This is a genomic window from Streptomyces sp. URMC 123, assembly GCF_051386515.1.
Lineage (GTDB): Bacteria > Actinomycetota > Actinomycetes > Streptomycetales > Streptomycetaceae > Streptomyces.
Window position 1 is genome coordinate 41,789 of sequence record NZ_JBPQTV010000001.1, and the last position, 22,244, is coordinate 64,032.

At 72.3% G+C, this 22,244-nt stretch carries 21 protein-coding genes and 2 tRNA genes; 8 read left to right on the forward strand and 15 right to left on the reverse strand.

What is annotated here, in order from left to right; genetic code table 11:
* Positions 1-21: 21 nt before the first annotated feature.
* Positions 22-681, reverse strand: coding sequence for a TetR/AcrR family transcriptional regulator (locus ACSNOD_RS00195; protein WP_436764599.1), 660 nt, complete (start codon positions 679-681; stop codon positions 22-24).
* Between the two features lie 153 nt (positions 682-834).
* Here ACSNOD_RS00195 and hisN point away from each other — a divergent pair, with 153 nt between their 5' ends.
* Positions 835-1,635: a histidinol-phosphatase gene (gene hisN / locus ACSNOD_RS00200; protein ID WP_436764600.1), complete on the forward strand. Its 801-nt coding sequence runs from the start codon at positions 835-837 to the stop codon at positions 1,633-1,635.
* Positions 1,636-1,759: 124 nt separating this feature from the next.
* Positions 1,760-2,221 carry a CBS domain-containing protein gene (locus ACSNOD_RS00205; RefSeq protein ID WP_436764601.1) on the forward strand — a complete coding sequence of 154 codons (462 nt, stop codon included), beginning with the start codon at positions 1,760-1,762 and terminating at the stop codon, positions 2,219-2,221.
* On the opposite strand, the gene ACSNOD_RS00210 is transcribed toward ACSNOD_RS00205, so the two are convergent.
* The gene (locus ACSNOD_RS00210; protein ID WP_436764602.1) at positions 2,148-3,623 is read right to left on the reverse strand and encodes a catalase; all 1,476 of its coding nucleotides are present in this window, start codon (positions 3,621-3,623) and stop codon (positions 2,148-2,150) included. The two genes, ACSNOD_RS00205 and ACSNOD_RS00210, sit on opposite strands and share 74 nt — an antisense overlap.
* A gap of 134 nt (positions 3,624-3,757) precedes the next feature.
* Here ACSNOD_RS00210 and ACSNOD_RS00215 point away from each other — a divergent pair, with 134 nt between their 5' ends.
* Positions 3,758-4,177: a Fur family transcriptional regulator gene (locus ACSNOD_RS00215; protein ID WP_436764603.1), complete on the forward strand. Its 420-nt coding sequence runs from the start codon at positions 3,758-3,760 to the stop codon at positions 4,175-4,177.
* A 322-nt stretch (positions 4,178-4,499) separates the two neighbouring features.
* Here ACSNOD_RS00215 and ACSNOD_RS00220 read toward each other — a convergent pair.
* The 4 genes from ACSNOD_RS00220 to ACSNOD_RS00235 form a co-directional block, all read right to left on the reverse strand.
* Positions 4,500-4,573: transfer RNA gene (locus ACSNOD_RS00220), tRNA-Met, on the reverse strand.
* Positions 4,574-4,708: 135 nt separating this feature from the next.
* On the reverse strand, positions 4,709-6,517 hold the full coding sequence (locus tag ACSNOD_RS00225; protein WP_436764645.1) for a tetratricopeptide repeat protein: 1,809 nt from the start codon (positions 6,515-6,517) through the stop codon (positions 4,709-4,711).
* A 409-nt stretch (positions 6,518-6,926) separates the two neighbouring features.
* Positions 6,927-7,000 (reverse strand) — tRNA-Met (locus tag ACSNOD_RS00230).
* Positions 7,001-7,148: 148 nt separating this feature from the next.
* Positions 7,149-10,049 (reverse strand): UPF0182 family membrane protein, encoded by a 2,901-nt coding sequence (locus ACSNOD_RS00235; RefSeq protein WP_436764646.1) that lies wholly within the window; start codon positions 10,047-10,049, stop codon positions 7,149-7,151.
* A gap of 136 nt (positions 10,050-10,185) precedes the next feature.
* Between ACSNOD_RS00235 and ACSNOD_RS00240 the strand changes: the two genes are divergently transcribed.
* Positions 10,186-10,770 (forward strand): PPA1309 family protein, encoded by a 585-nt coding sequence (locus ACSNOD_RS00240; protein WP_436764604.1) that lies wholly within the window; start codon positions 10,186-10,188, stop codon positions 10,768-10,770.
* Between the two features lie 135 nt (positions 10,771-10,905).
* Here the strand turns inward: ACSNOD_RS00240 and ACSNOD_RS00245 are convergent, their stop codons facing one another.
* The 4 genes from ACSNOD_RS00245 to ACSNOD_RS00260 all read right to left on the reverse strand — a co-directional run bounded on the left by ACSNOD_RS00245 (position 10,906) and on the right by ACSNOD_RS00260 (position 14,233).
* Positions 10,906-11,994, reverse strand: a complete 1,089-nt coding sequence (locus tag ACSNOD_RS00245) for a YlbL family protein (RefSeq protein ID WP_436764605.1) — start codon at positions 11,992-11,994, stop codon at positions 10,906-10,908.
* A gap of 87 nt (positions 11,995-12,081) precedes the next feature.
* Positions 12,082-12,252, reverse strand: a complete 171-nt coding sequence (locus ACSNOD_RS00250; RefSeq protein WP_436764606.1) for a hypothetical protein — start codon at positions 12,250-12,252, stop codon at positions 12,082-12,084.
* 281 nt (positions 12,253-12,533) lie between these two features.
* Positions 12,534-13,001 (reverse strand): molybdenum cofactor biosynthesis protein MoaE, encoded by a 468-nt coding sequence (locus tag ACSNOD_RS00255; protein ID WP_436764607.1) that lies wholly within the window; start codon positions 12,999-13,001, stop codon positions 12,534-12,536.
* A gap of 122 nt (positions 13,002-13,123) precedes the next feature.
* The gene (locus tag ACSNOD_RS00260) at positions 13,124-14,233 is read right to left on the reverse strand and encodes an NAD-dependent epimerase/dehydratase family protein (RefSeq protein WP_436764608.1); all 1,110 of its coding nucleotides are present in this window, start codon (positions 14,231-14,233) and stop codon (positions 13,124-13,126) included.
* A gap of 190 nt (positions 14,234-14,423) precedes the next feature.
* On the opposite strand from ACSNOD_RS00260, the gene ACSNOD_RS00265 reads away from it, so the two are divergent.
* Complete coding sequence (locus tag ACSNOD_RS00265; RefSeq protein ID WP_436764609.1) at positions 14,424-15,995, forward strand: zinc-dependent metalloprotease; 1,572 nt, start codon at positions 14,424-14,426, stop codon at positions 15,993-15,995.
* Positions 15,992-16,537: an NUDIX hydrolase gene (locus ACSNOD_RS00270; protein WP_436764610.1), complete on the forward strand. Its 546-nt coding sequence runs from the start codon at positions 15,992-15,994 to the stop codon at positions 16,535-16,537. Before ACSNOD_RS00265 ends, ACSNOD_RS00270 begins: the two co-directional genes overlap by 4 nt.
* 110 nt (positions 16,538-16,647) lie before the next feature.
* On the opposite strand, the gene ACSNOD_RS00275 is transcribed toward ACSNOD_RS00270, so the two are convergent.
* Positions 16,648-17,247: a M48 metallopeptidase family protein gene (locus tag ACSNOD_RS00275; RefSeq protein ID WP_436764611.1), complete on the reverse strand. Its 600-nt coding sequence runs from the start codon at positions 17,245-17,247 to the stop codon at positions 16,648-16,650.
* A gap of 194 nt (positions 17,248-17,441) precedes the next feature.
* Here ACSNOD_RS00275 and ACSNOD_RS00280 point away from each other — a divergent pair, with 194 nt between their 5' ends.
* Together ACSNOD_RS00280 and ACSNOD_RS00285 are read left to right on the forward strand one after the other, a co-directional pair.
* On the forward strand, positions 17,442-18,767 hold the full coding sequence (locus tag ACSNOD_RS00280) for a ThiF family adenylyltransferase (protein WP_436764612.1): 1,326 nt from the start codon (positions 17,442-17,444) through the stop codon (positions 18,765-18,767).
* 208 nt (positions 18,768-18,975) lie between these two features.
* Positions 18,976-20,418, forward strand: coding sequence for an ABC1 kinase family protein (locus ACSNOD_RS00285; RefSeq protein WP_436764613.1), 1,443 nt, complete (start codon positions 18,976-18,978; stop codon positions 20,416-20,418).
* Positions 20,419-20,561: 143 nt separating this feature from the next.
* On the opposite strand, the gene ACSNOD_RS00290 is transcribed toward ACSNOD_RS00285, so the two are convergent.
* From ACSNOD_RS00290 to ACSNOD_RS00305, 4 genes are all read right to left on the reverse strand, one after another.
* Positions 20,562-20,771: a hypothetical protein gene (locus tag ACSNOD_RS00290; protein WP_436764614.1), complete on the reverse strand. Its 210-nt coding sequence runs from the start codon at positions 20,769-20,771 to the stop codon at positions 20,562-20,564.
* 110 nt (positions 20,772-20,881) lie between these two features.
* Positions 20,882-21,229: a hypothetical protein gene (locus tag ACSNOD_RS00295; protein ID WP_436764615.1), complete on the reverse strand. Its 348-nt coding sequence runs from the start codon at positions 21,227-21,229 to the stop codon at positions 20,882-20,884.
* Entirely contained in the window at positions 21,226-21,591 is a 366-nt protein-coding gene (locus tag ACSNOD_RS00300; RefSeq protein WP_436764616.1) for a WhiB family transcriptional regulator, read from the reverse strand. The genes ACSNOD_RS00295 and ACSNOD_RS00300 overlap by 4 nt, the downstream gene beginning before the upstream one ends.
* Positions 21,592-21,761: 170 nt before the next feature.
* Positions 21,762-22,088 carry a hypothetical protein gene (locus tag ACSNOD_RS00305; RefSeq protein ID WP_436764617.1) on the reverse strand — a complete coding sequence of 109 codons (327 nt, stop codon included), beginning with the start codon at positions 22,086-22,088 and terminating at the stop codon, positions 21,762-21,764.
* Positions 22,089-22,244: the final 156 nt, after the last annotated feature.

The window sequence follows — 22,244 nt, forward strand, 5'->3', positions numbered from 1 at the left end:
CCCTGGAAGGGTCTCGGCGTCTCAGCCGGACGAGGCGCTGCCCGGTGGCCACGGCGCGCGCCGGCGGGCCGCGGGGTGGGTGAGCGCGGCTCTGATGAGGCGTGACATGTCGCCGGGCGCCGCCGGCGCCAGCACATAGGAGAGCGAGAGCCGTACGGCCGCCTCCGACGCCCGGGAGAGCGCCTCCCGCGCGTCCCGGGGCCGGCCCCCGTCCAGCACGGCCACCGCCCGGTCGCAGACCTGCCCCAGCAGTTCCGTCGGGGACGGCGGCGCCACGTCCGCGCGCCGCTGGCCGGGCAGCCGGGCCGTGACCGGCAGGACGGCGGTGGGCGCCGTCGCCGGGGCCGGCAGCCGCTCGCCCCAACAGCCCGTGAGCACCGCGCGTACGAGGGGGTTGGTCCGCGCCGCGCGGACCGTCCACTCCGCCACCGCGGCCAGCCGTTCGGTGGCGCCCGCGTCCTCCGGTTCCGTCAGCGCCCGCTCCACCCCGGCGAGATACGCCTCGGTCTCGCGGCGCACCAGCGCCCGCGCGAGTCCGTCCTTGCTGCCGAACTCGTTGTAGAGCGTCTGCCGCGACACGCCGGCGGCCGCCGCGACATCGACCATCCGGACGGCGGGCCACGGCCGGGCGGAGAGCGCCGCGAAGGCGGCGTCGAGCAGGGAATCACGTGCTGTAGGCATGGTGGCCTCCCCGGCCACGCTGCGTGCGTGGCGGCTGTGCGCCACAGGATTGACGCGCCGCCAGGGAGTGTCAATAGCTCTGACGGAGCAGAGCGGGCCCCGTCCGGCCACGGCCGTGTGGTCCGGGCCTATTCCGCTCGATACTGTTCGCTCATGCCCGACTATCACGATGATCTCCGCTTGGCCCACGTTCTGGCGGACGCCGCGGACGCGGCGACCATGGAGCGGTTCAAGGCGCTCGACCTCAAGGTCGAGACCAAGCCGGACATGACGCCGGTCAGCGAGGCGGACAAGGCGGCCGAGGAGCTGATCCGCTCCGCCTTGCAGCGGGCCCGCCCCCGGGACGCCGTGCTCGGCGAGGAGTACGGCAGCGAGGGCACCGGGCCGCGGCGCTGGATCATCGACCCGATCGACGGCACCAAGAACTACGTCCGCGGGGTGCCCGTGTGGGCCACGCTGATCTCCCTGATGGTCCAGAGCGAGAGCGGCTACCAGCCGGTCGTGGGCGTGGTGTCGGCGCCGGCGCTGGGGCGGCGCTGGTGGGCGGCGCAGGGCGCGGGGGCCTACAGCGGGCGGAGCCTGTCCTCCGCGACCCGGCTGCACGTCTCCCAGGTGAGCCGGATCGAGGACGCGTCGTTCGCGTACTCCTCGCTGAGCGGCTGGGAGGAGCAGGGCCGCCTCGACGGCTTCCTGGATCTGACGCGCGACTGCTGGCGCACCCGGGGCTACGGGGACTTCTGGCCGTACATGATGGTGGCCGAGGGATCGGTGGACATCTGCGCCGAGCCGGAGCTGTCGCTGTGGGACATGGCGGCCAACGCCATCATCGTGCAGGAGGCGGGCGGCGAGTTCACCAGCCTGGACGGGGCGCGCGGGCCCGGCGGGGGCAACGCCGCGGCCTCCAACGGCCTGCTCCACAACGATCTGCTGGGCTATCTGAACCAGCGCTACTGAACCGGCACTACTGGGCGCGCACGCCCTCTTGTTGACCCTCGGTCACCGTGTGACGATGAGAGCCCCCGTTTGTGAATTTGTGAAACCCTTCCCCAGGGCTTCGCGAAGGAGGTGGCTGACGTCCATGCTCGTCCGTGACGCCATGAGCTCGGTGGTTCTCACCATCGGACCCACGCATACGCTCCGTCAGGCGGCGGCTCTGATGTCCGCGCGCCGCATCGGAGCGGCCGTCGTCCTCGACCCCGACACCTGCGGTCTGGGCATCCTCACCGAACGCGACATCCTCAACTCCGTGGGCCTCGGCGAGGACCCGGACCGCGAGCTCGCCCACGACCACACCACGACCGACGTCGTCTTCGCCGCGCCGGAGTGGACCCTGGAGGACGCTGCCGACGCCATGGCCCACGGCGGCTTCCGGCATCTGATCGTCATGGACGGCGGCGAGCCCGTGGGCATCGTGTCCGTCCGCGACATCATCCGCCAGTGGGCCCCCGGATACGGCAAGCGGTCCGTCAGCCTCGCAGGGCCTGGACAGCGGCCTCCAGCCGCTTGCCGTAGTCAGCGTCCGCCTGGCGGAAGTTGTTGATCGCGCGCTCGGCGATGTCGTCGCGCGAGACCTTGGCGATGAAGCCCGCCAGGTTGGCGATCAGGCGCTCCTTCTCCTCCTCCGTCATCAGGCGGTAGAGGTTGCCCGCCTGAACGAAGTCGTTGTCCTCGGCGTGCACGGGCGCCTCGTGGTCGCCCGTCACCCCGGTGACGGGGACCGCCTGCCACAGCGGCCGGCCGGTCTGATTCGGGCCGCCGAAGCTGTTGGGCTCGTAGTTCTTCGCGCCCTGGTGGCGGCCGTCGTACAGGAAGCCGTCACGGCTGTGCGTACGGGCCTCCGTGGCGTGCGGCCGGTTCACCGGCAGGTGGTCGGCGTTGACGCCGACGCGGTAGCGGTGGGCGTCGCCGTAGGCGAAGAGGCGGCCCTGGAGCATCTTGTCGGGCGAGGGGCCGATGCCGGGCACGAAGTGCGCCGGGGAGAAGATCGACTGCTCGACCTCGGCGAAGATGTTCTGCGGGTTGCGGTTGAGCTCCAGCTTGCCGATCTCGATGACCGGGTAGTCCGCGTGCGGCCACACCTTGGTGAGGTCGAACGGGTTGAAGCGGTACGTCGCGGCCTCGGCGGCGGGCATGATCTGCACACCGACGGTCCAGGTCGGGTAGTCCCCGCGCTCGATGGCCTCGCGCAGGTCGCGCTGGTGGGAGTCCGGGTCCTCACCGGCGAGCTTGTTGGCCTCGTCCTGCGTCAGGCACTTGATGCCCTGGTCGGTCTTGAAGTGGTACTTGACCCAGAAGACCTCGCCGGCCTCGTTGTTCCACTGGAACGTGTGCGAGCCGAAGCCGTCCATGTGGCGGTAGCTCGCCGGGATGCCGCGGTCACCGAAGAGCCAGGTCACCTGGTGCGTGGACTCGGGCGACAGGCCCCAGAAGTCCCAGACGTTGTCCGCCTCCTGCGAGCCGGTGTACGGGTCGCGCTTCTGGGTGTGGATGAAGTCCGGGAACTTGATGGCGTCCTTGATGAAGAACACCGGGGTGTTGTTGCCGACGAGGTCGTAGTTGCCCTCCTCGGTGTAGAACTTCACCGCGAAGCCCCGCGGGTCGCGCACCGCGTCCGGCGCGCCGAGGTTGCCGGCGACCGTCGAGAAGCGGAGGAAGACCTCGGTCTCCTTGCCCACCTGGGACAGGAACTTCGCCCGGGTGTAGCGCGAGACATCGGCCGTCACGGTGAACGTGCCGTACGCGCCGGCGCCCCGGGCGTGCACCACGCGCTCCGGAATCCGCTCGCGGTTGAAGTGCGCCAGCTTCTCGAGCAGGAGCTGATCCTGGACCAGGACCGGGCCGCCGGGACCGGCGGTCTCGCTGTTCTGGTTGTCCGCTACCGGAGCACCGGACTCCGTGGTCAGCGGCCCCGTCGATTCCGCTGCATAGTCCTGCACCGTCACCTGTGCCTCCTGCGTTGCGTCCTGCCACTTGGCTTGCGTCAAAACAGATCCTACATTGGACTCAGTCCAAGTCAAGATGAGAACAAAGACCGTACCTGTTCGGGGTACGCCCTCTCGCTGTTAGGCTGAATGTCATGAGTGACCTGCTGGAACGACTTCGAGCACGCGGCTGGCGGCTGACGGCGCAGCGACGGGTCGTGGCCGAGGTTCTCGACGGGGACCACGTCCACCTCACCGCCGACGAGGTGCACGCCCGCGCCGCGGAGCGGCTGCCCGAGATCTCCCGCGCGACCGTCTACAACACGCTCGGCGAGCTGGTCTCGCTGGGCGAGGTGATCGAAGTCAGTACGGATCGACGGGCGATGCGGTACGACCCCAACGCCCACCGGCCGCACCACCATCTGGTGTGCGCCCGCTGCGGCACCGTGCGCGATGTGCACCCCCGCGGCAACCCGCTGGCGGATCTGCCGGACGCCGAGCGCTTCGGCTTCACGGTCTCCGACGTGGAGGTCACCTACCGGGGGCTGTGCCCGTCCTGCTCCCCGGCCGCCTGACGGCGACCAGCGGCGGCGCACGACCGGCTTCCCCGGCTGTTCCGGCTCCCCCACCCGCGCCTCCCGCGGCCCGATCCTGGCCGTCGCGCGGCCGGCCGGGCCGCCCCGCGACGGGGTCACGGGATCATGCTGGCAGGTGGGGCCGGACGGGCGCGACGATCTTTCCGGACCATGTCAGGTCGAGATCGCGACACGCGCGGGTTCGCGGTAGAAGCCCTGGTGGGGCGGGCCGTATCGACAACGCCGTGCGCGGGGCCGCGCAGGCGCGGGCCATACATAGGCCAAAGGCCCGAATCCTGAAGGATTCGGGCCTTGGCTCTCGTAGCGGGGACAGGATTTGAACCTGCGACCTCTGGGTTATGAGCCCAGCGAGCTACCGAGCTGCTCCACCCCGCGTCGTTGTGTCTCAACTATAACCGCACCTTTGCGACCAGCGCAAATCCCATACGGAGGGGCCCTCCGACGCAGGGCCGGGCGGCCGGAGCCCCGGCGGGCCGGGGACCGCGCGAGGGGTCGGCCAGGGCGACACGCTCAGGCCGACAGTTCCTGCTGGAGGGCGTCGCGCAGCCGCGCCGCCCGCTCCGCGACCTCGGCCGGCCCGAGCTCCACCGCGCGGGCACACCACCGCTGGCCCTCCGCCAGCGCCCCGCGGCGCGCGGCCAGCAGCGCCAGGCGCAGGGCGGCGCGCCCGTGCCCCGCGTTCGCCGCGTGGGTCCACCACAAGGCCGCTTCGGACTCGCTGCCCTCGCGGGCGAGCAGCAGCCCCAGGTTGAAGGCGCCGTTGCGGCTCCCGGCCTCCGCCGCCATGCGGTACCAGTGGGCCGCCTCGGCCACGTCGCCGCGCGCGGCGGCCAGCATGCCGACGCGCACCTGGGCGCGCCGGTGCCCCTGGCGCGCCGCCCGCTCGTACCACTCCTCACACTCGGCGGGGCCGCCGCCGTCCGCGGCGGCCTCGGCCCAGGCGTCGGCCGCGTCGCCGCCGGCCGCCGAGCGGCGGTCCTGCTCCTCCAGGAGGGTGCCGAGCCGGAACGCGGCCTCCGCGCTGCCGCCGTCGGCGGCGAGGCGCAGATGGCGCTCCGCGTCCCGCTCCTCGCCCTCGAGCAGCAGGGCCATGGCGACCTGGAGGGCGGCCTCGGTGTGCCCGGCCGCGGCCGCGCGCTCGTACCACTGCCGCGCCGTACGGTCGTCGTCGCGCGAGGCGTAGAGGATGCCGAGGTTGAACGCGGCGTCCACGCTGCCCGCCTCGGCGGCCTTGGAGAACCAGGGCTCGGCCCCCGCCGCGTCCCCCCGCTGGAGCAGCAGGATGGCGAGGGCGTTGGCGGCCTCCCGGTGGCCGGCGTAGGCGGCGCGGCGGTACCACTGCTCGGCCTGCGCGCCGCGGCCCTGCTCGGCGCAGAGCAGCCCGAGGTTGTACGCGCCGTTGATGTCCCCGGCGTCGAGGGCGACGCGGTACCACCGCTCGGCGGTCTGCGGCTCGCCGCGGTCGGCGTGCAGGGCGCCGAGCGCGTTGGCGGCGTTGCCGTCGCCCTGCTGCGCCGCGCGGCGCCACCACACGGCGGCGCTGTCGGTGTCACCGGCGTCCCGCAGCAGGAAGCCCAGCGCGCAGGCGGCCCGCGGCTCGCCGTCCTTGGCGGAGGTCAGATACCAGCGGCCGGCCTCCTGGATGTCGCCGCGCTCCTCCAGCAGCGTGCCGAGGTGGAGGGCGGCCCTCCGGTGACCGCGGGCGGCGGCCTGCCGGTACCACTGCTCGGCCTCGGACTCCCCCGGGCCGGCCGGCCGGCCGTCGGCGGCCGGGGAGGCGTCGGACGCGCCGCGGGAGGCCCGGCCGCCCAGCGTGCCGGGGCCGCACTGGGAGGCGCGGCCTCCGAGGGTGTGGGGGCCGGCGGGCTCGTCCAGGCCCTGCTCCTGCAGGCGCTGCTCGTGGGCGCGCTGGTCGAGGATGCGGGCCAGGCGGTACGCCGCCTCGCGGTGGCCGTGCTCGGCGGCGGCGCGGAACCAGCGCTCGGCGCCGACGTCGCTGCGGTGCTCCAGCAGGTCGGCGAGGGCGTACGCGCCCAGGGCGTGGCCGGACTCCGCCGACTGGCGCAGCCAATACTCGGCCGCCGGCTCGTCGCCGCGCTCGCGGTAGTGCCGGCCGAGGGCGTGGGCGGCCGCCGCAGAACCGGCGACGGCGGCGATCCGCCACCAGCCCGCGGCCTCCTCGGCACGTCCGCGCTGATGGAGCAGGACCCCGAGGTTGTTGGCGGCGGCGCGGTCACCGGCGGTGGTGGCGGCCCGCAGATGGGGTTCCGCGCCGTCGAGGTCGCCGCGGCGCAGCAGCAGGGCGCCCAGCACGCTCATGGAGGCGGTGTCGCCGAGCTCGGCGGCCAGGCGGTGGCGGGTCTCCTCCTCGGCGTCCGTGGTGAGGGCGTCGGCGGAGCGGGGTTCGGGGCAGCGCGAAGTGGTGACCGGCGACTCGTAGGCGGTCACCCGGCCGGGGTCGTCCACCGGCCGTTCCGTGTCCGCCGCCGCTCCGCCTTCGCTCTTCACCACCCAATCGGAGGCGAAGCCCAACAGTTCTGCCTTGTCCCCCATAAGGGCCATCGTCGCACCACCTGCAACCCGCGTACACCTGGTATACCGCAGCCAGTGAAGTCACTTCGGCGTTTTGTCGACTTCCCGACACGACAACTCACCAAACGCCTGAGCCACGGTGTCCCCCACACAAGCGAAAGGCCCGGAGTCAGATTGACTCCGGGCCTTTCTCCAGTAGCGGGGACAGGATTTGAACCTGCGACCTCTGGGTTATGAGCCCAGCGAGCTACCGAGCTGCTCCACCCCGCGTCGTTGTGTCTCAACCGTACCACGACGTGGGGTGATGCCCTCACCGGCCGGACGGCGGGGGCATTCGGCCCCGTCCCGGCCGGGCCGGCCGGCGGCGGTGCGCCGACCGGCCGACCGGGTGCGACTTCGGCGAGTCAGCCGCTCGGGGTTAGCCGCCGGACTGCTGACCGCCGAGCCGCAAGCCGCCGCCACTCCGCTGCGCCGCCCTCTGCTCCGCCTCCGCGATGCGCTTCAGAGCCGTCTTCAGGTCGTCCTGGGCCTTGCCGTAGTCGGCCCAGTTCTTCTGCTCCAGCGCCTTCTGTCCCGCGTCGAACGCCTTCTGGGCGTCCTCCACCGCCTGCTTCACCGTCGGGTCGGTGACCGGCGGCGGCGTGGTGCCCTCGGCCGGCGGCTTCGTGGGCTCCGGCCCCTTGGTGCCGAAGACCTCGTCCAGCGCCTCCCCGAGGGTGTTCCGGAACGCGGTCTTGTCGCCGTACGACACCAGCACCTTCTTCAGCAGCGGATAGTTGGCCCCCGCGCCCCGGACGTACACCGGTTCGACGTACAGCAGGCCTCCCCTGAGCGGCACCGTGAGCAGGTTGCCGTACTCGACCTCGGAGTCGCCCCTCTTGAGAATGTTGATCTCATTGGCGATCTCGGTCTCGGAGTTGAACTTCGCCTGCACCTGCTGCGGTCCCGACACCGGACTGTTCGACGGCAGCTTCAGAATTCTGATCTTGCCGTACTCGCCGCTGGTGGCGTCGGCGTCCACGGACATGAAGGCGCCGAGGTTTTCCCGCCGGTTGGGCGTGAACGTCGTGGTCAGCGAGAACGTCTGGGCCTTCTGGTCCGGCATCCGCATGCTGAGGTAGTACGGCGGCACGGCGTTGCCCGACTTCTGCGTCGGGTCGTCCGGCACCTGCCACACCTCGCTGCCGCTGTAGAACTGCGCGGGGCTGGTCACGTGGTAGCGGGTGAGCAGCTCCCGCTGGACCTTGAACAGGTCCTGCGGGTAGCGCAGATGGCGCATCAGCTCCGGGTCGATGGCGCTCTTGGGCTCGACCGTGCCCGGGAACGCCTTCTTCCAGGTCTTGAGCACCGGGTCCTCGGTGTCCCACTCGTAGAGCTTCACCGTGCCGTCGAAGGCGTCCACGGTGGCCTTCACCGAGTTGCGGATGTAATTGACCTGGTTCTGCTGTGCCACCACGGCGCGCTGCCCGTTGGTCAGCGAGTCGGCCGTGGTGTCACCCAGCGTCGTACGCGAGGAGTACGGGTAGCCGTTGGACGTGGTGTAGGCGTCCACGATCCACTGGATGCGGTTGTTGACGACCGCGGGATAGGCGTCGCCGTCGATGGTCAGCCACGGCGCGACGGACTCGACGCGCTCCTTGGGCGTGCGGTTGTAGAGAATCCGCGAGTCCTTGCCGATCGCTCCCGAGTAGAGGATCTGCGGCTCGCCGAACGCGACGGCGTACGCGGCCCGGTTGACGGGGCTGGAGAGGCTCACCCCGCTCTTGCCGGTGTAGCTGTACGGCTTCTCGCCACTGTCGTCGGAGTAGTCCAGCTCCTTCTGCGGACCGCCCACGATGGAGTACTGCGTGGTCTTCTCGCCGTAGTACACCCGCTGCTCGTAGGGGCTGAGGCTGCCCTTGGCCGGCAGTTCGGACTCGGTGAACTCCGGGGCACCGCCGCTCTGGGTCGTGGTGCCCTTGGCCGCCACGACGCCGAAACCGTGGGTGTACTTGAAGTGGTCGTTGATCCAGTTGCGCTCGGGAATGCCGTTGATGTTCAGCTCGCGCAGACCGATGACCGTGTCCTGGTCCTTGCCGTCCTGGCCCTTGTAGCGGTCGACGTCCAGGGTGCTGGGGAAGCCGTAGTAGCCACGCACCTGCTGGAGCTGCTGGTACGTCGGCGACACGATGTTGGGGTCGAGCAGCCGCATGCTGGCGGTGGCGTCCACATCGGCCCGCAGCTGCTTGTCGTCCTTGGTGTCGCTGATCCCGGGGTAGTCGGTGACCTGCGCCTTGTCGATGCCGTACGCCGCGCGCGTGGCCTCGATGTTCTTCGCGATGTACTGCGCTTCCTTGGCCTGCTCATTGGGCTGGACCTGGAACTTCTGCACGATCGCGGGGTAGAGGCCGCCGATCAGGATCGCGGACAGCACCATCAGGCCGAAGCCGATGACCGGCAGCTGCCAGGTGCGCCGCCACAGGGTGGCGAAGAACAGCACCGCGCAGATCACGGCGATGCAGAACAGAATGGTCTTCGCCGGGAGGTACGCGTTGGCGTCGACGAAGCGCAGACCGGTCCACCCGTGCGTGGACTTGAGGTCACTGGACTTGACGGCCAGCCCATAGCGGTCGAGCCAGTAGGCGACCGCCTTGAGCGAGACGAAGATGCCGAGCAGCACCGAGAGGTGGCCGGTGGCGGCGGCGGTGGCGCGCGAGCCGGGGCTCGTGATGCGCAGCCCGCCGTACAGGTAGTGCACCAGCGCGGCGGCGACCAGACAGAGCACCGCGGCCGCGAAGCCGAAGCTCAGCAGGAAGCGGTACCAGGGCAGGTCGAAGGCGTAGAACGCCACGTCCTTCTGGAAGTGGGCGTCCTTCTCGCCGAAGGGCACACCGTTCACCCACAGCAGCCAGGTCCGCCACTGACCGGAGGCCGCGGCACCGGCGATGAGGCCGACCAGCGCCGTGACGGCGATCAGCACCCACTTCTTGTAGGGCGCGATGCCCATGCGATACCGGTCGAGGCTCTGCTGCTCCAGCGACATCGCGCTCAACGGCGGCCGCAGCCGGTGCGCCAGCCAGATGTTGAATCCCACGGCGACGGCCATCAGCAGACCGAAGACGGAGAACAGGCCGATCTTGGTCCACAGGGTGGTGGTGAAGACCGATGAGTAGTGGACCGAGCGATACCAGAGCCAGTCCGTCCAGAACCCGGCGAACATGACGAAGAGCATGGCCAGCACGGCCAGCACGCCCAATGTCATGAGCAGGGTCCGGACCCGCCGGGACGGTCGGCCGACTCTGATCCGCGGCCCTGTAGGGCCTCCGCCGCGGTCCGGCATCTGGAAAGCCAAGGTGCGCACCTCGAAGTTTCGCTGTCGTATGAGCGGGCCCCGCGATAGTAGAGGCCCACTCATGCAACTTACTCAAGCTTTACCCAGTTCCCATTTCGGGGGGCGAAGGAGGCAGGATATTCACATGCCCAACCTTTCCCCCGGCACTCCGGACCCCCAGTCGCCCGTTCCCTCGACCCCGATGGCCGCCAGCCCGCTCACCCGAGCCGTGCTGGAGATCGACGAATACGCCTCGGGCCTCGGCTGGGACCAGCCCGCCCGGCTCTTCGCCCTGGTCGACACGGCGCGGCTGCGCGGCCGGGAGCCGGAGCTCGCCGCTCAGCTCGGGCTCGACGAGGAGGCCGCGGCCGGCTCGCTGACCCCCATCGAGCAGGACGAGCTGCCGGCCGGCGCGGCGCTCGACGAGTTCCTCGCCACGATCGCCTGGCCGGACGCGGTGACGGGGTGCGCCCTGACCGTGGAGCGGCTGATGCTGCCGCCGTCGGCGGAGGGCACCGTTCCCAAGGGGCTGAGCGAGAAGAAGCTGGCCGCGTGGGTCGCCTCCCACCCGGAGCGGCGCGAGGTCCGGATGACCGTGGCGGTGCTGCGGGACGGCGCGCGGGAGTCCGCGATCCGGCTGCGCGAGAAGGACTCGCCCACCGAGGTGCTCACCGGGTCCGATCTGGTTCCGGGCCTGGCCGAGGCGCTCGCCGCGACCTTCGCGGACTGACGGCCCCGGTCGGCCGCCGTACGGTCCCGGCCCGGCCCGTCGCGTCGTACGACCCGGGCCGTCGTACGACCCGGGCCGTGGCGTCGTACGGTCCAGGGACGTCGTACGCGCCTCGGGCCGCTCGTGGCGTGCCGCTCAGCTCGCCGTGCAGCGCGGCAGCCCCTCGGTGCTGCCGGCGCTGATGCGCTCCAGGGACGTCACGGCGTCCTCGATGGTGTCCACCTTCACCAGGGTGAGACCCTCGGGCACGTCCTTGGCGGCGGCCGCGCAGTTGTCCTTGGGGGTCAGGAAGTACTCCGCGCCCTTGGCCCGGGCGCCGACGGTCTTCATCTGGATGCCCCCGATGGGACCGACCTTGCCCTTGTCGTCGATCGTGCCGGTGCCGGCCACGAACTTCCCGCCGGTGAGGTTGCCGGGGGTCAGTTTGTCGACAATCCCGAGGGCGAACATCAGGCCGGCGCTGGGGCCGCCCACATCGGCCAGCTTGATGTCGATCTCGAAGGGGAACGTGTGGTCGGTGTCGGCCTTGATGCCGACGATGGCGCGGTCGCCGTCCGGAGCTCTGTCCGTGGTGATCGTGACCGTACGGGCGCCCCCGGGCTCCTTGCGCGCCTTCTCCGCCGCGGCGGCGTCCTGGGCCGGGATCACGGAGAAGTCGACCTTCTCGCCGGGCTTGTGCTTGGTGACCAGCTTGACGACATCGCCAGGGGCCTCGACCGGCTCGCCGTCCACGGCCTTGATGACGTCCCCGGCGTGCAGCGCGCCCTGGGCGGGGCTGTCCTTGACGACGGAGGCGACCACCACGCGGGAGCCCACCGGGATCTTCAACTGGCGCAGGGCGGCCGCCTTGGCGCTCTCCTGCGACTGGCTGAACTCCTCGGCGTTCTCCTGGTTGGCCTGCTCGGCCGTCTGGCCGCGGGGGTAGAGGGTGTCGTGCGGCACGACGGCGTCGTCGTGCGACAGCCAGCCGTAGACCGCCTCCAGGAGGTTCATCCGGTACTCGGCGCCGGTCACGCGGACCGTCGTCATATTGAGGTGGCCCGTCGCGGGGTAGGTCTCGTGACCCGAGATCTGCAGCACCGGCTCGCCGCCGTGGTCACCCAGGGTGTTCACCGTGGGGCCCGGGGACATCTCCGAATACGGCACGGGAATCAGCACCCCGACACACAGCAGCGCGATCAACATCAGGGTGGAGGCGAGCATCGTCACGGTGCGGCGCGGCATGGAACGACAGTACGGGACGGGTCCGACAGCGCGCCCGCCGGGCCGGTGCGGGACAGGCCTACGGGCGACACGCGGGGGCCACGAGGCTCAGGCGGCGTCCGAACCCGAGCGGGAACGTTCCATCGCTTCCCGGAAACGGGCGTAACCGGCCAGCTCGGCCACGTCGCCGATCCTGCGGTTCCGGGCGGCCCAGCTCGCCCACAGGGCGGCGATGAGCGCCGCCGCCACCGGAATGAGCAACCAAGCGAGCGCCGCCATGCCGGCCTCCCGACCCCAAACAATCACGACTGACCGATGAGCAGATTAACCATCCGCACGATGAACGCTTCCCTCGGGGGTGGAGTCACACAACAGGGAACCATCCGGAAGGAGCAGGCGAGAGAGCCGGAAGAGCCACGGTGACGGGCGTATTGGAGTACGGGGCGGCGCGTTGCGCGCGCGTGACGGCGCGGATGTGCTCCGTGCGCCCCCTGGAGTGGGTGCATAGCGCTTCTGCTACGCGCCCACCCGTCGCCCGACCACCACCCCACACGGAGGCGCTACGCGCCGACCCACTCCTCTGTGCCGTCCGTGAAGGACTGGTGCTTCCAGATGGGGACCTCGCGCTTGAGGTCGTCGATCAGCCGGCGGCACGCGGCGAACGCCTCGGCGCGGTGCGGGCAGGAGACGGCCACGACCACCGCCAGATCCCCCACGACAAGATCACCGACACGGTGCACGGCCGCCATCGCCCGAACGGGAAAGTCCGCGGCCACCTTCTCCGCCACCCGGCGCAGCTCCGCCTCGGCGGTCGGGTGCGCGGAGTACCCCAGCGCGGTGACCCCCGCGCCACCGTCGTGGTCGCGCACCGTACCGACGAAGAGCGCCGTACCGCCCGCGGCGTCGTCGCCGACGGCGGCGAAGACCTCGTCCACCGACAGGGGCGCCTCGCGGACCGCCAGCAGCCGGATCGGATCGGGGTGCGCCCGCGCCCCCTGATGATCGTACGTGCCTACCATGCGGACCATCGTGCCCCAGGCACCCGGCGGGGAACAATGATCCGGCTCGCACGCCCCCACGGGCCCCGTACGGCGCGGCCCGGCCCGCGGCCGTCAGCGCCTGCGCCGGGCCTCGGAGCCTGCGCCGAGCCTCAGAGCCTGCGCCGCGCCTTGCGGGCCCTGCGCACCAGCGCCGCCGTGCCGACCAGCGCGACCGTCGCGCCCGCCGCGCCCAGCGTCGTGGCGTCCTTGCGGCCCAGCCGGCGCCCGGCGACCGTGTGCCGGCCCGCGACCTCCTCCAGGAGCTCCGCGAGCACCTCCTCGTTGGTCCACTTCGGCCGCCAGCCGGCGTCGTGCAGCCGGCTGCCGCTGACCACCCACGGGTGCATCGTGTAGGCCAGGTCGCCCGCCGGGGAGGGCGTGAGGCCCAGCCGGTGCAGCCGCGAGGCGGCGCCCAGGGCCACCGAGGACGGGAGCTCCATCCGGCGGATGCCCGTGAGCTCCTCGACCTCCTCCTGCTCCAGCCAGCCGTCGCAGCCGACCGCGAGCTCGCCCTCCACCTTCTCCAGGGCGGCGTACTCCAGTGCTGCGGCCAGGTCCTCCACATGACAGAACTGCCACGTGGGGCGGGAGCCGGCGACCACCAGCAGTCGCGGCGACTCGAAGTAACGGGTCAGGGCCGTGTCCGTGCCGCCGACCAGGATGGCGGGCCTGACCACCGTCACATTCAGACCGGGGTGCGCCCGGGGCGCCCGGCGGCCCAGCCGCTCGATCTCCAGCAGATCTCCGACCCCGGTGGCGTCGGCCGTGGCCCGCAGCTCCGCGTCCTCGGCGAGCGGGATGTCGTTGTCCGGCAGGGCGCCGTAGACCATCGCCGAGGTGCACAGCACGACCCGGTGCACCCCGGCCGCCGCCGCTGCCGTCAGGACTGTCTGCGTGCCCCGGACGTTGTACGCCGTACGGGCGGCGTCGTCGCTCTCCAGGTCCAGGTCGAGGGCGAGGTGGACCACGACGTCGACGCCGCGCAGCCGCTCGGCGATGGCGGGGTCGCGCACATCCAGCACATGCCACTGCGCCTCGCTCACCTCACCGCGCCGCTCGTCGATGGCGACGACGTGCTTGACCTCCTCGGACTCGGTCAGCCGCTGCGTGAGCAGGGCGCCGACGCCTGAGGCGGCGCCGGTGACGGCCACGACGGGCCGCCGCGCGGCACGGGCTGAACCGTTTCGCGCTGCGCGAACTTCTCGGTCTGGGGAACTCACCGGGCGTCTCCAGCGGTTGTCAGCAGTACGTACGTGTGCATGCCCGTACGGACCAGGTGTCGTCCATCCTGCCGCAGGCCTCAGGACAGCGAAGCACCGAGCCCTCCCCCGGGCGGGGTGTCTACGCTGGTCGTGTAGTCGGGCAGTCGCCGTCGGCCTCAGCCGGCGGCCTTGAGAGCCGAGGAAACCCGTGAGTGACACCCCATTCGGATTCGGCCTTCCGCCGGAGGAGCCGGAGGACGGCGACAACGGCAAGAAGAAAGGCGGTCAGGGCGGTAACCAGGGCCCCGCGAATCCGTTCGGGTTCGGCGCGGGCGGCGGGGCGGACAACCCGTTCGCCGCGATGTTCGGTTCGCTGAACCCGGGCGACCTGGGCGCGGCCTTCCAGCAGCTGGGGCAGATGCTCAGCTACGAGGGCGGCCCCGTCAACTGGGACATGGCCAAGGACATCGCCCGCCAGACCGTCGCGCAGGGCACCGCCGACGGCACCAAGGACGCCAGCGTCTCGCCGAGCGAGCGCACCGCCGTCGAGGAGGCGGTGCGGCTGGCCGACCTGTGGCTGGACGGCGTCACCTCGCTGCCCTCCGGCTCCGGCTCCGCCGTGGCCTGGAGCCGCGCGGAGTGGGTCGAGGCGACCCTGCCGGTGTGGAAGGACCTCGTCGACCCGGTCGCGGAGCGCGTGGGCGCGGCCATGGGCAGCGTCCTGCCCGAGGAGATGCAGGCCATGGCCGGCCCGCTGCTCGGGATGATGCGCTCCATGGGCGGCGCGATGTTCGGCACCCAGATCGGGCAGGCCGTGGGCGTGCTGGCGGGCGAGGTGGTCGGCTCGACCGACATCGGGCTGCCGCTGGGCCCGGCCGGCAAGGCCGCGCTGCTGCCGGTGAACATCGCGGCGTTCGGCGCCGGCCTGGGCGTCCCCCAGGAGGAGGTGCGGCTGTACCTGGCGCTGCGCGAGGCCGCCCACCAGCGGCTGTTCGCCCATGTGCCGTGGCTGCGCTCGCATCTGTTCGGTGCCGTCGAGGGCTACGCCCGCGGGATCAAGGTCGACACGGCCAAGCTGGAGGACGTGGTCGGCCAGCTCGACCCCACGCACCCGGAGCAGCTCCAGGAAGCACTCCAGCAGGGCATGTTCCAGCCGGAGGACACCCCGGAGCAGAAGGCGGCGCTGGCCCGGCTGGAGACCGCCCTGGCGCTGGTCGAGGGCTGGGTCGACGCGGTGGTGCACGCCGCGGCGGCGCCGCACCTGCCCTCCGCGGGAGCGCTGCGGGAGACCCTCCGGCGGCGGCGCGCCAGCGGCGGTCCGGCCGAGCAGACGTTCGCCACGCTGATCGGCCTGGAGCTGCGGCCGCGCCGGCTGCGGGACGCCTCCCGGCTGTGGGCCTCGCTCACGGACGCCCGGGGCATGGAGGGCCGTGACGCCCTCTGGGAGCACCCCGACATGCTGCCGACCGCCCACGACCTGGACGACCCGGACGGCTTCGTCCACCGCGAGCAGCTCGACTTCTCGGAGCTGGACAAGATGCTCGGCGAGGCCGCGGGCAGCGGCGGCGCCCGGCCGTCCCTGACGAAGGACGACAAGGGCGACACGGGTGCCAAGGGTGACGAGGGCGCCAAGGACACCGAGGCCGCGTCGCGCGATGGAGCCGAGAGCGGCGGGAAGCCCCAGGGGCAGGACGGCGAGTCCACGGGGCGGGACGCCGGGGAGCCCGAGGGGAAGGACCGCAGGCAGTCCGAGCGGCCGAACGACGACGGCGAGAAGTGAGCCTGCGCGAGGACGCGGCACGCGTCCTGAAGGAGTGGGCCGCCCCGGACGACGAGCAGGAGCGCCTGCGCCTGCAGTACGGCGACCATCTGGCCGCGCGCCCCGACGGCATGTGGCGGTCCTGCCGCGAGGGTCACATCACGGCGAGCGCCCTGGTCGTCGACCCGTCGGCCGACCGGGTGCTGCTGACGCTGCACGGCAAGCTGAACATGTGGCTGCAGATGGGCGGGCACTGCGAGGAGCAGGACTCCACCCTGGCCGGTGCCGCCCTGCGGGAGGCGACCGAGGAGTCCGGCATCGGCATTCTGACGCTGCTGCCGGGCGGCCCGGTCCGGCTGGACCGGCACCACACCCCCTGCGCGTGGCACCTGGACGTGCAGTACGCGGCGGTGGCCCCGCCGGGTGCGGTCGAGGCGATCAGTGACGAGTCGCTCGATCTGCGCTGGTTCACGTACGACGAGGTGGCGGACGTCGCCGACACATCGGTGCGGCGGCTGGCGGAGCGCACCCGCGCGCTGCTCAAGGGCTCGGGCGCGGCGTAGCGGGCGCGCTGTCGCGGCCGTGGCCCCTGGCCGCCGGCCTGCCCGTGGCTCCTGGCTCCTGGCTCCCGGCTCCCAGCTCCTGAGCGTGCCGGGGCCGGGGGCCGAGGGCCTCACTCGCTGCGGGCGGCGGGGAGGTGCGGCAGGTGATCGACGGCGGCGACCCCCTCCAGATAGCCGCGGGCCCGCTCCGTACGGGGGTAGGTCTCCAGCAGCCGCCAGAACGCCGCGCCGTGGCCGGGCACCAGAAGGTGCGCGAGCTCGTGCAGGAGGACGTAGTCGATCACGTAGTCCGGCATGCCCTGGAGGCGGTGCGAGAGCCGGATGCTGCCCTCGGCCGGCGTGCAGGAGCCCCATCGGGTGTTCTGGTTGGTCACCCAGCGGACCGAGGCGGGGCGCGCCCGGCCGCCGAGGTACTGGGCCGAGAGGCGCTCGGCCCGGGCGACGAGCTGGCTGTCCCCCAGCACGCGCCTGCTCTCCTGCGCGGCCAGTTTGTCCAGCATCACGGTCACCCAGCGCCGCTCCTCGGCCTCGGTCATCCGGGCCGGGATGAGGACGACGGTCCGGTCACCCTCGCGATAGGCGGATACGGTTCGGCGGCGGCGTGCGCTCCTTCGGACCTCGACCGCGCTCGTCGCCGAGGCGCGCGGCGGCCGGCTTCCGACAGTGCTGTCCTGCGCCTTTCCGGCGAAGTGGGGTGGGTCGGCGGGCACGCCCCGACGTTACCCGCTGGGAGCCGGTGCCGTCCCGCCCCTCGAAGGGTTCGCCGACGATCCCCCCAACCGCCCACCACTTGTATGACTAACGCCCCCGGCCTGTGGACAACTCGCCGCGCCGATCACCGCCGCGTCGCATGCTGGGGACCGGACGACGGATGGCGTCCGATCGACACATCACGGGGGCGGACATGACGGTGACACAGCACGTGGTCGCACGTGGGACGACGCAGCACGAGGCCGCGCACGGCACGACCGGGGCGCGCGCGGTCGCGCACCGCACGGCACAGCGCGCGCACGGCACCACCCACGACGCGATCGCGCACGGCGGGACACCCCGCGACACGCCGTCGGCCATCCCGGACCACCCGGCGCTCAAGCCGGCGCTGCGCCGCGGCTGGCGGGACCGGCAGACCCTCCAGTTGGGAGTGACCGCGGCGCACGCCGTGACCCTGGGGCCGGTGGACACGGCGACGGCCAGCCTTCTCGACCTTCTCGACGGCACCCGCGGCATGCCCCTGCTGCGGCGCGAGGCGCACGCCCTCGGCCTCCCGGACGGTCACGTCGACGCGCTGATGGGCCGGCTGGCGGCGGCCGGGGTGCTGGAGGACTCCCCGGGACGGTCCACCGCGCCCGATCGCCTCCGCCCCGATCTCGCCTCGCTCAGCGTGCTGCACCCCGAGGCGGGGGCGCCGTCCCGGCTGCTGGCCGCGCGCCGCCGGGCCAGGGTGCGGGTACGGGGCACCGGCCGGCTCGGCACGGCCATCGCGACGGCGCTGTCGGCTGCCGGCGTGGGACAGGTCGACACGGTGGACGGCGGCTGCGTCGAGCCCTGGGACACGCACCCCGCGGGGCTGCCGACGACGGCGGTGGGCGAGCGGCGCGACGCGGCGGCCCGGCGGGCCGTTCGGGAGGCGGCGGCGCAGCCCTGCCGCGCCGGCTCCCGCCGGGGCGACGACTCATCGGCCGGCTCATCGGCCGGGGCCGCCGAGCCGGGGCTGGCGCTGACCGTCCTCGCGCCCCGCGACGGCCTCGCCGCCTACGCCCCCGATCCCCTCGCCGCCGAGCCGCTCATGGCGTCCGGGACGCCGCATCTGTACGCGGGGGTGATCGAGGCGACCGGTGTGGTGGGGCCGCTCGTGCTGCCGGGCGAGTCGGCGTGCGCCGGCTGCCTGGAGCTGGAGCGGACCGAGCGGGAGCCCTGGTGGCCGCTGCTGCTGGCCCAGTGGCGGTCGGGACGTTCGGCGCGGCGCGCGGGAGTGCCCGCCGGTGACACCGCGCTGACGAGCGTGGTGGCGGGGCTGGCGGCCGCCCACGCGCTGAGCTTCCTCGACGGCCGGCCGCCGGTCAGTGTGGGCGGACGGCTGGAGGTGGCCCTGCCGGATCTGATCACACGCCCGTCGTGGATCTCCCCCTCCGCGCACTGCTCCTGCGGAGCCTCCGAGCCCCTCGATGCCGTCACCGCCGCCGCGACGAGGAATCCCCCTCCGCCCGCTTCCGGCCACACGGGACAATGACCGGGTGCCTCGCCGGCCACGGCGAGGAGTGGGGGGCGACCCCCGAGAGTCCGGTGGGAGTTGGAGGGGCGAATGTCTGATCTTCCCCGCATGGCGGTCCGGTGGGCCGCCGGATTGGCCGAGCCGCCAGTGAGGTTGGCCGGGCGGGCCGCATCGGGGCTCAGAAGCGGCGCTTCCGACGCGCTGGGGACCGTGGAAGGACGCACGCATGTCTGATTTGCCACGCAAGGCCGTGGTTCGTACGGCCAAGCTCGCCGCACTCCCCCTGGGCTTCGCGGGCCGCACCGCGCTGGGCATCGGAAAGCGCATCGGTGGCCGGCCCGCCGAGATCATCGCCAATGAGCTGCAGCAGCGCACGGCGGAGCAGCTCTTCGCGACGCTCGGGCAACTCAAGGGCGGGGCGATGAAGTTCGGCCAGGCGCTGTCCGTCTTCGAGTCGGCCCTGCCCGAGGAGATCGCCGGCCCCTATCGGGCGGCACTGACCAAGTTGCAGGAGGCGGCGCCGCCGATGCCCACCCGCACGGTGCACACCGTGCTGGAGGAGCGGCTGGGGGCGGACTGGCGCGACCTCTTCCGGGAGTTCGACGACCGGCCGGCGGCCGCGGCCTCGATAGGACAGGTGCACCGAGCCGTCTGGCACGATGGGCGCCCGGTCGCCGTCAAGGTGCAGTACCCGGGGGCCGGTGAGGCGCTGCTGTCGGACCTGGCCCAACTGGGGCGGTTCGCCCGGCTGCTGGGCCCGCTGATCCCGGGGATGGACGTCAAGCCCCTGATATCGGAGCTGCGCGACCGGGTGTCGGAGGAGCTGGACTACTCCCTGGAGGCGAAGGCCCAGCAGGCGCACGCGGAGGAGTTCGCGGGCGATCCGGACGTGGTGGTGCCCCAGGTGGTGCGTCAGGGCGACCAGGTGCTGATCACCGAGTGGCTGGACGGGGTGCCGCTGTCCGAGGTCATAGCCGACGGCAGTCAGGCGGAGCGGGACCGGGCGGGGCAGCTGCTGGCCCGGTTCCTCTTCTCCGGCACGGCGCGCACCGGCCTGCTCCACGCCGATCCGCACCCCGGGAACTTCCGCCTGGTGGCCGGGGAGGCCGGGGATGACTCCCCGGAGGGCTGGCGGCTGGGCGTGCTGGACTTCGGGACGGTCGACCGGCTGCCCGACGGGCTGCCGCCCACGATCGGCTCCGCGCTGCGGATGACGCTCGACGGGAACGCGGAGACGGTATACGAGATGCTCTGCGAGGAGGGGTTCGTCAAACCGACGATCGAACTCGACCCGCAGGCGATGCTCGACTATCTGCTGCCGATCATCGAACCGGCGCGGTCGGAGGAGTTCACCTTCAGCCGCGGTTGGATGCGCCAGCAGGCGGCCAGGATCGCCGATCCGCGCTCGCCCGCCTATCAGCTCGGCAAGCGGATCAATCTGCCGCCCGCGTATCTGCTGATCCACCGGGTGACGCTGAGCACCATCGGCGTCCTGTGCCAGCTGGGGGCGACCGTGCGGATGCGGGACGAACTGGAGGCATGGCTGCCGGGTTTCGCCACCAGGAGCGCCGAGGCGCCCGAGGGCCTTTCGGGCGACGGCGGCCCCGGTGAGCGGGAGGGCACCGAGGTGGGTGACCTGGGCCGGCGGGAGCGCCGCGCCGGGGCCTGAGCCGGCGCCACCGGGGCCCGGCCGCCGCTCCGGCCGCGCTCCGGTGGCCCGCCGGCCTCCGGTGGCCGTCGGCCTCCGGTGGCCCGCGGTTTTCGGCAGACCGCCGGCCTTCGGCGGTCCGGCCGAGGCATCGGGCGGCGCCGCTACCACCAGGAGGAGTCGAGGCGCCCCTCGATGGAGCGGATGTTGTCCCGGGAACAGTTCTCGCAGAAGTAGTGGCGACGGTGATTCTCGACGGAGCAGGTCCAGGTGACGGGCGGGGTCGGGCCCTCGGCGGTGGCTCCGCAGCGGCTGCAGCGGATGGCGCCGGACCCGGCACCCCGGTCGGCCGGGTGATGAGTCTTCTGGTCCACCCGACGACGATATCCCCGACGGGCGGGTGAGATCGGTCACAACGCACCGCTGGGCCGGTCCTCGGGGGACCGGCCCAGCGGCTGGCGCGATGGCTCGGGCCGATGCCCGATTACTGCATCACGGCCATGGCCAGCGCGCGCCGGGCGCGCAGCGAGGCCCGCTCGGCCCGGCGCTGCATGCGCCGGGCGGCGACCAGGCGCGCGGCCCTGCGTTCCGATTCGGCCTCGTGCCGCCTTTGTTGCATATGAGCACGGGCCAGGGCTTCTGGGATGAGTTGCATTTCAAGGGTCCTGTTCTGGTGGCGCGCCCGAGGCGCGCTCGAGTGGTTCGGCGTGGGAATGCGGTGAGTGGGGTTCACGGTGGGGACCTGCTTCGTGGAGCCGTGCGTCAAGGGGCGGTCGATGGTGCCGGGGCCCGGAGGGAAGGTGGGGGTCGGCCTCCGGTGTGCCGCTGTCACGCCGCGACCGGGTTCTTGCGCGGACGGCCACGCGGCCGCTTGCGGGGCACGACCACTCCCTGGACGAAGAGCTCACCACCCCAGACACCCCAGGGCTCACGGCGGTCCTTGGCGCCGGCGAGGCAGGCCTCGCGCAGCGGGCAGGTCTGGCAGAGCGACTTGGCGTACTCGACATCGGCCGGCGACTCGGCGAAGAAGACCTCCGGGTCGTAGCTGCGGCAGGGGACGAGCTCGCCGAGGCGCTCGATCTCCTGGTCGAGCGCGGTGAGCTGAGTGAGCTGAGTCAAGGGGACCTCCGTGGAGCCGGGCGGCGGGACGGTTTCGGTACGCGGTACGGACGGGGCGTGCGCGGGGCTGTGCACGGTCGGTGTTTCCTCGTCTGTTGGCCCGGCCTTGTGGGCCGGGGACTCGGTCGGTACCGGGGCGCTTTCCGAATCCGCTGCCGAAGAGAGCTGTGCTCCGGCAACGAAAAGGGCCGCGGTTCCCGGTTCGGGTTCCGCGGCCCTGGAAGGTGCCGACCTGATCGATGCGATCAGGCTGGATCTCTCCAGGGTTCGAGCCCGCGGAAGGCCCGCATCGTGAAGTACTGCTCGGCTGCGGAAGACAGACCGGTGGCGAGGAACGCGCCATTGGTCCACTTCAGCTGGAGGTCGGCACCCGGGGCCGGCGGGGCGTAGGCGTGCGCCTGCCCCATGGCTGCCACTGGCGCCTGAACCGGTCGATCGATGATCGCGACAGTGCCGCGCTCGACGTGCCGCACGTCCGCGCCGCCGGACACACCGGTGCCACGGAAGGCGAGAGCGCCGGGCAGGCAGGAGGCGACGACCGTACGACCGGCCAGTTTGGTGTTGGTGATCATTGGGCTCGCCTCCTCTCGGCGTCTCGGGGACCGGTCGGGACCGGTCCTGGGGTCTCTTCAGTACAGCACGGATTCAGCCGCTTCCAGAAGCGCTGTTTCCGTGTTCGGAAGGCTATGGGGATCGCGGCGGCATGCGCAAACTATTTTTTCGACGAG

What these genes read in the sequence shown, in the direction of transcription:
- ACSNOD_RS00280 (WP_436764612.1), top strand. Translation starts at nt 17,442, where the DNA reads ATGACGGTGACACAGCACGTGGTCGCACGTGGGACGACGCAGCACGAG.
- ACSNOD_RS00225 (WP_436764645.1), bottom strand. Translation starts at nt 6,517, where the DNA reads ATGAGCGTGCTGGGCGCCCTGCTGCTGCGCCGCGGCGACCTCGACGGC.
- ACSNOD_RS00285 (WP_436764613.1), top strand. Translation starts at nt 18,976, where the DNA reads ATGTCTGATTTGCCACGCAAGGCCGTGGTTCGTACGGCCAAGCTCGCC.
- ACSNOD_RS00250 (WP_436764606.1), bottom strand. Translation starts at nt 12,252, where the DNA reads ATGGCGGCGCTCGCTTGGTTGCTCATTCCGGTGGCGGCGGCGCTCATC.
- ACSNOD_RS00305 (WP_436764617.1), bottom strand. Translation starts at nt 22,088, where the DNA reads ATGATCACCAACACCAAACTGGCCGGTCGTACGGTCGTCGCCTCCTGC.
- ACSNOD_RS00255 (WP_436764607.1), bottom strand. Translation starts at nt 13,001, where the DNA reads ATGGTCCGCATGGTAGGCACGTACGATCATCAGGGGGCGCGGGCGCAC.
- ACSNOD_RS00235 (WP_436764646.1), bottom strand. Translation starts at nt 10,049, where the DNA reads ATGCCGGACCGCGGCGGAGGCCCTACAGGGCCGCGGATCAGAGTCGGC.
- ACSNOD_RS00205 (WP_436764601.1), top strand. Translation starts at nt 1,760, where the DNA reads ATGCTCGTCCGTGACGCCATGAGCTCGGTGGTTCTCACCATCGGACCC.
- ACSNOD_RS00245 (WP_436764605.1), bottom strand. Translation starts at nt 11,994, where the DNA reads ATGCCGCGCCGCACCGTGACGATGCTCGCCTCCACCCTGATGTTGATC.
- ACSNOD_RS00240 (WP_436764604.1), top strand. Translation starts at nt 10,186, where the DNA reads ATGCCCAACCTTTCCCCCGGCACTCCGGACCCCCAGTCGCCCGTTCCC.
- ACSNOD_RS00215 (WP_436764603.1), top strand. Translation starts at nt 3,758, where the DNA reads ATGAGTGACCTGCTGGAACGACTTCGAGCACGCGGCTGGCGGCTGACG.
- hisN (WP_436764600.1), top strand. Translation starts at nt 835, where the DNA reads ATGCCCGACTATCACGATGATCTCCGCTTGGCCCACGTTCTGGCGGAC.
- ACSNOD_RS00195 (WP_436764599.1), bottom strand. Translation starts at nt 681, where the DNA reads ATGCCTACAGCACGTGATTCCCTGCTCGACGCCGCCTTCGCGGCGCTC.